This is a genomic window from Flavobacterium sp. (assembly GCF_039932285.1).
GTDB lineage: Bacteria > Bacteroidota > Bacteroidia > Flavobacteriales > Flavobacteriaceae > Flavobacterium.
Genome location: NZ_JBDTQE010000076.1, coordinates 1 through 12,601, shown reverse-complemented (window position 1 = coordinate 12,601; position 12,601 = coordinate 1). Strand labels below are relative to the sequence as shown.

At 30.8% G+C, this 12,601-nt stretch carries 12 protein-coding genes; 5 read left to right on the top strand and 7 right to left on the bottom strand.

Translation table 11 applies throughout. The features are described from left to right. On the top strand, positions 1 to 915 hold a 915-nt coding region (locus ABI549_RS11750), incomplete at its 5' end, for a prolyl oligopeptidase family serine peptidase (protein ID WP_348076654.1). Positions 916 to 991: 76 nt separating this feature from the next. Further along, positions 992 to 2,032 carry a cysteine synthase family protein gene (locus ABI549_RS11745; protein WP_348076653.1) on the top strand — a complete coding sequence of 347 codons (1,041 nt, stop codon included), beginning with the start codon at positions 992 to 994 and terminating at the stop codon, positions 2,030 to 2,032. 55 nt (positions 2,033 to 2,087) lie between these two features. On the opposite strand, the gene ABI549_RS11740 is transcribed toward ABI549_RS11745, so the two are convergent. Both ABI549_RS11740 and ABI549_RS11735 read right to left on the bottom strand, forming a co-directional pair. After that, entirely contained in the window at positions 2,088 to 3,872 is a 1,785-nt protein-coding gene (locus tag ABI549_RS11740) for an ABC transporter transmembrane domain-containing protein (protein WP_348076652.1), read from the bottom strand. A gap of 130 nt (positions 3,873 to 4,002) precedes the next feature. Beyond that, positions 4,003 to 5,130 carry a cysteine desulfurase family protein gene (locus ABI549_RS11735; protein ID WP_348076655.1) on the bottom strand — a complete coding sequence of 376 codons (1,128 nt, stop codon included), beginning with the start codon at positions 5,128 to 5,130 and terminating at the stop codon, positions 4,003 to 4,005. Positions 5,131 to 5,198: 68 nt separating this feature from the next. Between ABI549_RS11735 and ABI549_RS11730 the strand changes: the two genes are divergently transcribed. Then, positions 5,199 to 5,714 (top strand): metallophosphoesterase family protein, encoded by a 516-nt coding sequence (locus ABI549_RS11730; protein WP_348076651.1) that lies wholly within the window; start codon positions 5,199 to 5,201, stop codon positions 5,712 to 5,714. A gap of 87 nt (positions 5,715 to 5,801) precedes the next feature. On the opposite strand, the gene ABI549_RS11725 is transcribed toward ABI549_RS11730, so the two are convergent. Continuing rightward, positions 5,802 to 7,679, bottom strand: a complete 1,878-nt coding sequence (locus ABI549_RS11725) for a DUF349 domain-containing protein (protein WP_348076650.1) — start codon at positions 7,677 to 7,679, stop codon at positions 5,802 to 5,804. 273 nt (positions 7,680 to 7,952) lie between these two features. Here ABI549_RS11725 and ABI549_RS11720 point away from each other — a divergent pair, with 273 nt between their 5' ends. Continuing rightward, the gene (locus ABI549_RS11720) at positions 7,953 to 8,318 is read left to right on the top strand and encodes a hypothetical protein (RefSeq protein ID WP_348076649.1); all 366 of its coding nucleotides are present in this window, start codon (positions 7,953 to 7,955) and stop codon (positions 8,316 to 8,318) included. A 48-nt stretch (positions 8,319 to 8,366) separates the two neighbouring features. After that, positions 8,367 to 8,789, top strand: a complete 423-nt coding sequence (locus ABI549_RS11715; RefSeq protein ID WP_348076648.1) for an SET domain-containing protein-lysine N-methyltransferase — start codon at positions 8,367 to 8,369, stop codon at positions 8,787 to 8,789. Positions 8,790 to 8,806: 17 nt separating this feature from the next. On the opposite strand, the gene ABI549_RS11710 is transcribed toward ABI549_RS11715, so the two are convergent. The 4 genes from ABI549_RS11710 to ABI549_RS11695 all read right to left on the bottom strand — a co-directional run. Continuing rightward, positions 8,807 to 9,544, bottom strand: coding sequence for a shikimate dehydrogenase (locus ABI549_RS11710; protein WP_348076647.1), 738 nt, complete (start codon positions 9,542 to 9,544; stop codon positions 8,807 to 8,809). A gap of 208 nt (positions 9,545 to 9,752) precedes the next feature. Continuing rightward, complete coding sequence (locus ABI549_RS11705; RefSeq protein ID WP_348076646.1) at positions 9,753 to 10,262, bottom strand: hypothetical protein; 510 nt, start codon at positions 10,260 to 10,262, stop codon at positions 9,753 to 9,755. A 110-nt stretch (positions 10,263 to 10,372) separates the two neighbouring features. Next, a complete protein-coding gene (locus ABI549_RS11700) occupies positions 10,373 to 11,767 on the bottom strand; it encodes a tetratricopeptide repeat protein (RefSeq protein WP_348076645.1) in 1,395 nt (464 codons plus the stop codon). Between the two features lie 322 nt (positions 11,768 to 12,089). Then, on the bottom strand, positions 12,090 to 12,601 hold a 512-nt coding region (locus tag ABI549_RS11695), incomplete at its 5' end, for an aminotransferase class III-fold pyridoxal phosphate-dependent enzyme (RefSeq protein WP_348076644.1).

Genomic DNA, 12,601 nt, shown 5'->3' with positions numbered 1-12,601 from the left:
TATCAATCGTTAACGACACCATCTTCGGTTATCGATTTTAATATGAAAACTAAAATCAAAGAAATTAAAAAAGAACAAGAAGTTTTAGGCGGAAAATTCGATAAAAATAACTATATTGAAAAAAGAATTTGGGCTATAGCCAATGACGGAACAAAAATTCCTATTTCGATGATTCATAAAGTAGGAGTAAAGCTAGACGGAAGCAATCCGCTTTTGCAATATGCTTACGGATCTTACGGCTATTCGATGGATTGCACGTTTTCAACAACAAGACTAAGCCTTTTAGATCGGGGATTTATTTTTGCCATAGCACACATTCGTGGAGGAGAAGATTTAGGAAGGCCTTGGTATGAAAACGGAAAATTATTAAAAAAGAAAAATACATTTACTGATTTTGTAGATTGTTCAAAATTTTTAATATCAGAAAAATACACTTCAGCGGAGCATTTATATGCTGAGGGTGGTTCTGCTGGGGGATTACTCATGGGTGCAGTAATAAATATGGCACCAAAATTGTATAATGGAATTATAGCACAAGTTCCTTTTGTAGATGTAATTACGACAATGCTTGATGATACTATTCCACTAACAACGGGAGAATATGATGAATGGGGAAATCCTAATGTAAAAAAATATTATGATTATATGAAATCTTATTCGCCTTACGACAATGTTGTAGCACAAGAATATCCAAATATGTTAGTAACCACAGGACTTCACGATTCACAAGTGCAATATTGGGAACCAGCAAAGTGGGTAGCAAAATTAAGAACTTTAAAAACAGATAATAATTTACTTTATCTGGATACAAATCTGGATGCAGGTCACGGTGGTGCCTCGGGACGCTTCGAATCGCTTAAGGAAGTTGCTAAAGAATTTAGTTTTTTGTTAGATTTAGAAGGAATTAAAAGGTAGTTAGAATTTTTTTTATAACTTTGTGGCGTTTGGAGTGATTTAAATTTAAACAAGATAAGCCACGATTACAATATATATGAAACAAGAAATAAAAGCTTACAATAACGTTTTGGGACTAATAGGTAACACACCACTTATTAAAATCAATAAAATTACCGAAGATTTAAAAGGTAACTTTTATGCTAAGGTGGAAGCCTTTAATCCAGGACATTCTACTAAGGACAGAATTGCGTTGTATATTATCGAAGAAGCAGAGAAACAAGGAATACTTAAGCCTGGCGATACAATTATAGAAACTACATCTGGTAATACAGGGTTTAGTTTGGCTATGGTTAGTATTATAAAAGGTTATGATTGTATACTTGCAGTAAGCTCTAAATCATCTGCCGACAAGATTGATATGTTGCGTAGCATGGGAGCAAAAGTATATGTTTGTCCAGCTCATGTATCTGCAGATGACGAACGTTCTTATTATAATGTAGCAAAACGCCTACACGAAGAAACAAAAGGATCGGTATATATCAATCAATATTTTAATGATTTAAATATTGAAGCACATTACAAAAGTACAGGTCCAGAAATTTGGGAACAAACAAACGGACAAATTACACATCTAATTGCTTGTACAGGAACAGGAGGAACACTTTCTGGTGCTGCAAAGTTTTTGAAAGAGCAAAATCCAAATATTAGAATTTTAGGAGTAGATGCTTATGGTTCTGTGATAAAAAAATACCACGAAACCAAAGAGTTTGATAATGATGAGATTTACCCATACAGAATAGAAGGCTTGGGGAAAAATTTAATTCCTACCGCTACTGATTTTGACTTGATTGATAAATTTGTCAAAGTTACTGATGAAGAAAGTGCTCACATGACAAGAAATATTGCAAAAACAGAAGGTCTTTTTGTAGGTTATACTTCTGGTGCTGTTATGCAAGCTATAAAACAATATGCAGAAGAAGGAGAGTTTGACGAAAATAGTAATGTAATTGCTATTTTTCCTGATCATGGTTCTCGTTATATGAGTAAAGTATTTAGTGATGAATGGATGAGTGCTCAAGGCTTTTTTGATACTATAAATGCTGAGGAAGTTCAAAAAATAGAATATATCAAATAAAAATTCCTCTATTTGATACAACAAAAAAATCCAGAGTTTTCTGGATTTTTTATTTCTAATAATCCCTAAACTGTAAATTACTTAAATTCTTATAAATACCATTTTCTATTTCTATTAATTCTTTGTGAGTTCCTTGTTCTGCAACTACACCATTGTCAAGAACTAAAATTGTATCTGCATTTCTAATAGTCGATAATCTGTGGGCTATGATAATGCTGGTTCGTCCTTCCATTAGTGTTTCTAATGCTTCTTGAACTAGTTTTTCACTCTCACTATCTAGCGATGAGGTAGCTTCATCAAGAATCAAAATACTAGGGTTTTTTAGTAAAGCTCTAGCAATAGCAATTCGTTGTCGTTGTCCACCAGATAATTTGATGCCTCTTTCCCCAACAATGGTTTCAAATTTTTCAGGAAATCCATTTACAAAGTTAAGTGCATTAGCCTGTTTAGCAGCATTCATAATCTCTTCTTCGGTAGCATCAGGTTTTCCGTAAGCGATATTTTCTCTAATACTTCCGCCAAATAAAATAACGTCTTGTGGTACAATACTCATATTTCCACGTAGGTTTTCTAAATCATAATCATAAATATTTTTATCATCGATCAATATAGAACCACTTTCTATATCATAAAAACGAAGTAACAAGGACGAGATAGTCGATTTTCCTGCACCACTTGGACCTACAATAGCTATTTTTTGTCCAAAATGAGCTTTAAAACTTACATTTTTTAATACTTGAATTTCTTTTCTAGATGGATAAGTAAAGGCTACATTATGAAAAGTTACCTCTCCTTTTATTTTTTCTTTAATTGATGACTGAACTGTATTTATTCTTTCAGGAGTTTCTTCTAATAATTCGAAAACACGTTCTGTTGCGCCGACTGCTTTTTGTATTTGAGTATATAATTCGGCAATCCCCCCAGAAGATGCACCTACATAAGTTGAATACAATACAAATGAAATTAATTCTCCCACAGTCATTTCGCCATTAATACTTAATGTTACACCGTACCAAACTACGGCTACAATGGTTCCAAAAAGGCAAAAAATAATAAAAGAAGCAAAATAACCACGGTAATTTCCACCTTTTATGGCCACTTTTACAACCTCACTTATTTTATTTTTATAACGAGCAATCTCATACCATTCGTTTGCAAATGCTTTTACAATACTAATTCCTTGCATCGATTCGACAACAATTTCTTGGCTTTCTGCCACTTGATCTTGTACTTTTTTTGCATATTTTCTGATAAATCTTCCAAAAAAAACAGCAGCAATTGCTACTAATGGAACTACAGACAACATCATTAAGGTAAGTTTAATGTTAATACTTGCTAACAGGGCAAAACTTCCAATAATTAGAATAAACTGGCGTAAAAATTCAGCTATTGTACTGGTTAATGTATCTTGAATTTGGGTTATATCAGTACTTATACGACTGTTTAGCTCTCCCACACTTTTTTGAGTAAAAAAAGACATCGGAAGTTTTACTAAATTACTATATAAAGCCAATCGTAAATTTGCTAGCGTATTTTCGGTAAAATTTACAAACAATGAAATTCTGAAAAAAGAAAAAAACGATTGAAATAAAAGTATACCAACTAATCCTAGTGCAATATTATTTGCTTGTGATAAATTTTTGTTTTTCACACAATCTACTAACATTCCCATTAACTTAGGAAAAGCTAATGCAGTTGCGCCTGTTAGTAATAAAAAGATTAAACCTACATAGAATTTCCATTTATGATTTCCAGCATATTTGAATATTAATTTTGCCTTATTTAAAGAAGTTGCATTTATTTTCGATTTTGGTAAATCGTTTTCTACGTACCTAGCCATTTGGTTTTATTTTAATACAAAAGTAAGTATTAATCATAAAATTTGGTTAAAGCCAAATTCTAACTTTAGTTAAAATAAACATAAAAAAAGATATGTTAAATGAAATAAAACATGCTGAAATTGAATTGTCTTATAATAATTTTAAATTATCAATCAAATAATCTATTTCTTCTTTTGTATTATAATGGCTAAAAGAAATTCGTAAACTTGGTTTTCTTAAATCTTCTTTCGATAAAATTTCTGCTAAAACATGAGAAGGTTTTACACTGCCTGACTGACATGCACTTCCGCGTGAAACTGCAATTCCTTTCATATCTAAATTAAACAATATCATCGAAGTTTTTTCTTCAGAAAAAGGCAAAATAACATTTAATATATTGTAAAAGGTGTTTTTTGGGTTTCCATTAAATTTTATTCCAAAAAAATTAGACTCTAATTGTGATATTGCATATTCTTTAAGCTCATTAATATGTTTTTCCTCTTCATCTAAATGTAAATAAGACAACTCTAAAGCTTTAGACATTCCTACAATATTGTGTACACTTTCTGTTCCTGCACGCATTCCTTTTTCTTGTTCACCTCCCAATAATATAGGATTTAAAACAATTCCCTTTTTTATAAATGCAAAACCAATTCCTTTTGGACCATGAAATTTATGTGCGCCTGCAACAAGAAAATCTATTTGTGTTTCTTGTAAATCAAATTTTATTTTCCCAATCGATTGTACGGTATCGGTATGAAAATATGCTTGGTATTGTTTGCATATTTTTGCTACTCTACTAAGATTAAGGACAGTTCCAATCTCATTATTTACATGCATTAAACTTACTAAAGTTTTATTTTCGGATGCTAATAAGTCCGAAAGATGAACCAAGTCTATTTCTCCGGAATCTAAAATATTTACATAATCTACTTGAATATCATGTGTTTTTTGCAGAATTTGAATAGTATGTAAAACGGCATGATGTTCTATTTTACTTGTAATTATTCTTTCTATTTTTAGATCTCGAATACAAGATTGAATAATAAAATTATTTGCTTCGGTTGCACATGAAGTAAATATAATTTCTTGACTAGAACAGTTAAGGTTTTTCGCGATACTTTTTCTAGAAAGTTCTATTAAGTTTTTTGAATGTCGACCAAATGTATGAGTTGATGACGGATTTCCGTAATCATTCATTAAAACCTTAACCATTTCTTCAATAACTTCTGGACGAAGTGGCGTTGTAGAAGCGTTATCTAAATATACTTTTTTCATCATGACAAATATACTAATTTTAAATATTTAGTATAGCTTTGTAGACTAGTTTCAAACAAAATTCTCTTTTGAAAAAAATTCTCTTACTTTCCGATACACATAGTCATATTGACGAGTCGATTTTAAAATATGTAAATCTTGCAGATGAAGTGTGGCATGCAGGTGATATAGGTAATCTTGACGTAACTGATGCAATTAAGAAAATAAAACCATTAAAAGCTGTTTTTGGTAATATTGATAACGCAGAAGCTAGAATCGAATTTCCTTTACACAATCGATTTATTTGTGAAAATGTAGATGTTTGGATAACCCACATTGGTGGTTATCCGGGTAAATATAATCCAAATATTAGAGAAGAATTACAACAAAATCCACCAAAATTGTTTATCTGCGGACATTCGCATATACTAAAAGTACAATTTGATAAAAAACTTAATCTATTGCACATGAATCCTGGTGCTTGTGGGAAAAGTGGTTTTCACAATGTGAGAACCATGCTGCGTTTTGTTATTGAAGGTGATAAAATAAAAGATTTAGAAATTATAGAGTTGGGAAGTAAAATTATAGAAGATACTATAACTTAAATTCTATAAATAAAAAAAGATGCTAGTATTTATCAAATACTAGCATCTTTTTATTTGTAGGGTTAAAAATTATATGATAACCCAAATTTACATTTGTCTTATCTGCTTTAATTTTTCTTTCCAAGTGGCTAATTCTTCCTTGTGATGTTCGATATTCTTCATTACCTCAAGTACCATTGGATTATCTTTTTTAGCCTTTGCAAAAAACTGAATATTATTTTCTAATTGGAAAATTTCGTTCTGAACTTCTTCTACTTTTCTAATCAAGAAAATTTTCTCGTTATCAATTTTTCTTGTATCATTAGATTCTGATAAACTATCCATTCTATTACTAAAACGCATCATATCAGTATCTTTTTTACTCAAACTTAGTTTTTCGAAAAGAACATCTAATATTTTATTAAATTTACCTTCAATATGACGTCTTGCAAAAGGAACTTTTCCGATGGCTTTCCAAGCTTCGATATGAGATTTTATAGCATCTAGATCGGTTTTGTGATCACCAACCAATTCAAATGATTTTAATGATTCTAAGTATTCTTTTTTCTTTTCGAAAGCAGCAACTTCAACTTCTTCATTTTCATTTTTTTCGGTATGTAACCTGTTAAAATAATGATTACAAGCTTCTTTAAATTCCTTCCAAACTGAATCTGAATATTTTTTTGGCACATGACCTATTTGTTTCCATTCCTCTTGAATTTTTTTCATAATAGGAGTCGAAACATTAAAATCGGTACTTTCTTGCAATTCTTTGGCACGAGCTACTAATGCATTTTTCTTGTCAAGATTTGTATTTTGATCTTTTTTTATGTCTTTGTAAAATGAATTTTTGTGCACATTAAAATTACGTACTGCAGTTTTAAAATCGCTCCAAGTTTGTTCATTTACTTCAGTTGGAACTTTTCCAGCACTAAAAAAATTAGCTCGTAAAGCTTCAATTTTTTCAACTTGGGTTTGCCAACCAGAGTGAATAGCAATTTTTTCGGTAGTAATAGCTTCAATAGCAGCAATTATTTCTTTTTTCTTAGCTAAATTTTCGACTTCAGAACCTCTTTGCTGCTCAAAAATAAGTTCTCGTTTGTCGTGCATTTGTTTAGTCAACTCGCTAAAAGCTGCCCAAATTTCCTCACGATTCTCTCTAGAAACAGGACCTATATCTTCTTTCCATATTTTGTGTAACGATTGTAATTCTCTGAAAGCCTTCATCACATCAGCTTCATTTACAAGTTCTTGTGCACGGGCAATTATTTTGAGTTTTGCTTCAAGATTGTGTTTGAAATCTATATCACGAGCTTCACGGTCTAAATGCAAATAATCGTAGAAATTTTCAACATGAAAATGAAAATTATTCCAAACATGGTTGTATTTGTCTTTAGGAATTGCTCCAGCTGTTTTCCAACGCTCTCTTAAATCATTAAATTGTTTGAGATTGTCTTTTATATTTTCGCCAGGATTAATCAATGATTTTAATTCTTCAATTAATGCTAGACGTGTTTGTAAATTCGATTTTAAATCAGATTCTAAACTCTTAAAATGGGTATTTTTCTTACTTCTAAAGTTACTGTATAACGAGTCAAATTTCGATTTTAAAGGGAAATGATATTCAAATTCTTCAGTCGAATCTGGATTTTCATTAACAAACGCTTCCTTTTTTTCTTCTATAAAGTGGTTGTATTTTGATAGAAAAACCGATTTTATTTCTTCTACATGGTTTTTTACAGCCATAATTTTATCTGAAACTACAAGATTTTCTAGCTCTGTAACTAAATTTTCCATATCCATTGCTTCATAATTCAGCATTGGAATATCGTGACTTTCTCCAATAGTAGTATCCTCACTAACTTCTGCGTTTAGATTTTCGATTATTTCAATCGCTTCATCTACAGAGCTTTGAGGCTCATTTTGAGATTCTAATACTTCATTTCCATCTACCATGGGTAGGTTATCATGTTGTTCTTCTTGCATGGTGCAAAATATTTACAGTTATTATAATGCCGAAGGTACTAAAAACGTATCAAAACAGAAAGAAAAACTAATATTAAAGTTATAAAATGCCTATTTTTAGTGCTATTTACTTTGTAAGCTTACTTTTTAGATAATCTTACTATTTGTTATAACGAAAGGGTTTTAAATTCTAGGATAATTTTTATTATAATAAAAATAGATAAATTGTATTTCGATTAAACCTTTTTTCATAACTTTAGTCTAAGGTCTAAATCCCATTTAAAAATATAAATTATGAGAAAATTTAAACTAGCTTTCCTTATCACATTTATTTTTGTTTTAAATTCTAACAATATTGTTGCTCAGGATAATAATAGAAAAGACGAAATGGTTGAACAAATAAAAATTGCAAAAGAACGTTTGTCACTTTCAGAACAACAAGAATTTACTTTTAGAGAAATAACTAAGAAGTATGTAATTAAGCTAAAAGAAATAAAAAATAGCGAAGGTAGTAAACGAGAGAAGTTTAAAAAATTGAAAGAAAGTAAAGATGAAAAAGATGCTGAAATGAAGGCATTTCTTTCGGAAGAACAGTACAATACTTATCTTCAAATGCAAGAAGAACGCAAGACTCAGATGAAAGGTAGAAAAAGAGAGTAGTTTTTTATAAAATAAATGTAGTTTTATAAAAAAATTAATTATCTGTTAATGAAGAACGATATTAATAAAATAAAGGCGGATGAGTCTGATTATTTGTATATAAACCCTTCCCAAATCCCCAATTCAGGTACAGGATTGTTTACTGCAATAACTATATATAAAGAGGAGATTATATCTGTTTTTAAAGGAAAAATTTTAAATGAAAGCGAGGCTAAAATTAAAGCTGAAAAAGGGAAAGATAAATATTTTATAAACCTACTTGACGGAACAATTATGGACTCGATGCCTGTAAAATGTTTTGCAAAATATGCCAATGATGCAACAGGTTTCTCTAAATCTGATTTCAAAAATAATGCTAAAATTTCTCTTGATGAATCTAATGATGTTTGCTTAATTGCTACTAGAAGAATAAAACAAGAAGAAGAAATTTTTTGTAGTTATGGAAAAAAATATTGGAAAAAGCACAAATAAATTATAATTAGTAAACCTTATTCATTCCAAATTTCCCAAGCTTTTTCTGCTTGAAAAACGAGCATATCATATCCGTTTTTTATTATTGCTCCGTTATTTTCTGCTTTTTTAAGAAATTCCGTTTTTTCGGGATTATAAATCAAGTCGAAAGCGATGTGTTTTGAAGTGAAATATTGATATGAAATCTCTGGAAACAATTCTGTTTTAGGAAAAGTTCCCAATGGCGTACAATTGATGATAATTTGATAATCATCAAAAGTTTTTTCATTGATTTGATTGTAGGTAATTGTGTTTTCTTTTTCTTGACGAGACACAAAAACACTTTCTAGATTTAATTTTTTTAAACCAAATGCGACTGCTTTTGCAGCACCACCAGTTCCTAAAATGAGAGCGGTTTTATGATGCGGTTTTAGTAAAGGTTCAAGTGATTTATTAAAACCAAAAAAATCGGTATTGTCACCAAATAATTTGCCGTTAGGAGAAATTCTGATGGTATTTACAGCACCAATTTCTTGTGCATTTTTAGACAATTCGTCTAGAAAAGGAATAACAATTTCTTTATAGGGAATGGTAACGTTAAGCCCTATTAAATTTGGATTATTTTTTAAAATCGTTGTAAATTCATCAATATTTTGAATATCAAAGTTTTCGTAGCTAAACGCATTATCTATTTTTTCTTTCTCGAATTTATTTGCAAAATAATTTTGAGAAAATGAATAGTTAATGTTTTTGCCTAGTAATCCTAGTTTTTTCATATTTAAAAGGATGTTTTTTTGTCAAAAATCACACAAATTACCACGAATTTTTATTGATAAGTCTACAAAATGTTTTGGTGCTAAATGAGATTTTGGACTAAATTAAGTTTCCTTTTTTTTGTTAAACACTAATTTCCCAAGTACAAAACCATCTTTAAATTAAGTCAAATACCCAAATCTCGTGTTACGGCTGTTATGGGTTGTTAATTTATTCACTCCTAATTTCTTGTGAAACTGTTTCAATTAAGTTTGCACAGTTTAAGACAAAATTGTCATCAACTTCTACTAATGTATTAATTTCCGAAAGATCACCTTCGTCAAAGAAATTCTCATCTTTCATCTTTATTCTAAAAGGCAATAATTCTATTTTTGACAATAAATTATTATAACTTCTTCCTTCTCCATGTTTTAATACATTAATTGCGCTTATAAAATAATCAAAACTATCATGTAATTCTAGTTTTTGTTTTTCTTTAAGTATTGTTTTTGCACCTTCAAATCCATTTCGACAAGTTAATTCGTCTTGTAATATTGCATCAAACATTGAGAACATTCCGATTGCAAAAATTGTCTTTTGGAGTTGAATCATTTGTAGGTTTTTCAGATAAACAGTTGATCCACTTGTTTGTAATGCTTCAATAATTTTAGAATTAGTTTCTTCTAATGTACTTAATGTATATGATGTGCTTCTATATATTAAATCTTCAAAATTGTGCATATTCTCTGTCGTTTTTTTTCAATATTCACTAACTCGTTAATTTGTGAAATTCGCGGTAAATTTCTTTATTTTGGTCGTATTTATATATCAAAAAATGTTATTTGAAAAAATTACTTTTTATATTTATTGATAACTTCCTGAACTTCTTTTCGTTCCCAAATTACAGGAAATAAATTTTCGATAATGTTTCTTTTTTTGAAGTTTTGGCGCAAGCCGTTACTCAAATGAAAAACACCTTTTTCGTTTTCGTTTAACATAAAGTACAATCCAGCCAAACGATATTCGATTTCAAATTCCTCTGGGAAATGCTCGCAGGCTTGCAATAAGGTTTGTATACAGGCTTCAAATTCTCCTAGAAATTGTAAAACATCTGTCCAAAATAACCAAGTATCTAGTTGATAATCGCCAAATTCGACCGCTTTTCTATAGCCATATTCTGCTTCTTCAAAAAGATTTAATGCTTTATTTATGGTTGCAAAACGTTTCCAATATAATTTATTTTCACCATCTATTTGTATCGCTTTGTTTACATAATACAATGCTTTTTGATAGTTTTTTTTACGGAAATAAAAATCGGTTATAGCAATCCAACCTTTGTCTAATAAGGGATCTTCATGTACGGTTTGGTTGTAAAATTTAATTGCTTCGACTTCGTTTCCTAATTTTTCGTAGCATTTTCCTATTCTTAATAAAGCATAAGAAGTAGGGTCGTCTAGCTTAATAGTTTCATTATAATTTTCAATCGCTTCTTCATAACGTTTTAGGCGTTCGAGTGCTTTTGCTTTTTCCATATAAGCACCCAGAAACTCATCGTCTATCAGTGTTGCATAATCGAAAGCTACTAAAGCGGCTTCGTATTGTTTGAGTCCGTAATTTAGCCTTCCTAACTGATGCCAAGCGATTTCGCTATACGGATTGGTATCGATATATTTTGTAATATATTCTATTGCCTCTTGGTTCTGATCTAAAAATTCGAAACAATAAACGACGTTATACAAGCTAGATTGTTCTTCTGGATCTTCTTCTAGGCATAAGATGAAATTTTCTTTTGCCAATTCGAGATTGTCTAAAAAGAGATACTCCATACCAATTAAGTTATAGACATCGGCTAAATCATCGGTATATTTTAAAGCAATTTTCAGGTATTCGACTGCTTTTTCATGTTGGTCTCTTTTAGAGCAAATATTGGCTCTTTGAATGTATATTTCTTCGTTTGTAGGTTCGATAGCATATAATTCGTTTAGCATTTTTTCGGCAATATCTAACTTGTCGTCATAAACAAGCATTTCTACTTGAACGAGCTTTAATCCTGTTGATTTTGGGTGCTGTTCTAGGGCGAGTTTTAAGGCTTTTTTTGCCAAAGCAGGTTTTCCAATATCTAGGTAGTGTAAAATGATATCCTCGAATTCTTCTGAATCAAAAAACAAGACTTTGTTTGTTTTTAGCATTGATTCAAATTTTGATAAGGATAAGTTTTGATCGTCTTCTTCTTGGCTCAAGTACATAGTCGTTTCGTTTAAAGTTATCCAAAATAAAATTAGAACTTATATCGTGAATGGTATGCTTTTTTGTTTTTTGTTGTGAACAATTTAATTAACATTTTTCAATAGCAAAAATCAATTTCAATAGCAAAAATCAATTTCAAAAAATAATGTTGGTTTTATGACTGAATGTTTAATTTTAGATTGAAGCCCTAGCCCTGATAGCAGTGGAAATCCTTTTTCTCGTCAGTTCGAGTTCCTCGCTTTTTTGCGAGGAGTATCGAGAACAGGAGAAAAAGATTGTAACGGATAGCAGGAAATAGCTCCTAAAAAAATCATCAATTATTTATTTACCATTCATTACTTCATTCATAGCTTCAATAATTATGCCACAACCGTCGGTAATCTCTTGATTTGAAATGGTTAATGGCGGTGTGATGCGAATGGCGCACCCTTCGAACAGTAACCAGAATAGTATTAAACCCTTATCTTGACATTTGAAGATGATTTGATTCGTGATTTCGGGACTTTCTGTCATAATGGCGAGCATGAGTCCTTCGCCACGGACTTCTTTTATTAAAGGATGGACTAACAAGTTACGAAATAATTGTTCTTTTTCTAACGTTTCTTGCATGATATTGGTTTCGACCAATTCTTGCAGAGTCGCTAAACAAGCGGCTGCGATGACTGGATGTCCGCCAAAAGTGGTAATATGCCCGAGTTTTGGATCATGACTTAACAGATCCATGTGGGCTTCGTTTGCTGTAAATGCACCTACTGGCATACCGCCACCCATGCCTTTTCCCATCACAACGACATCGGGAACCAGTTCTTTAGCTAATAGAACGGCTTCTTCGC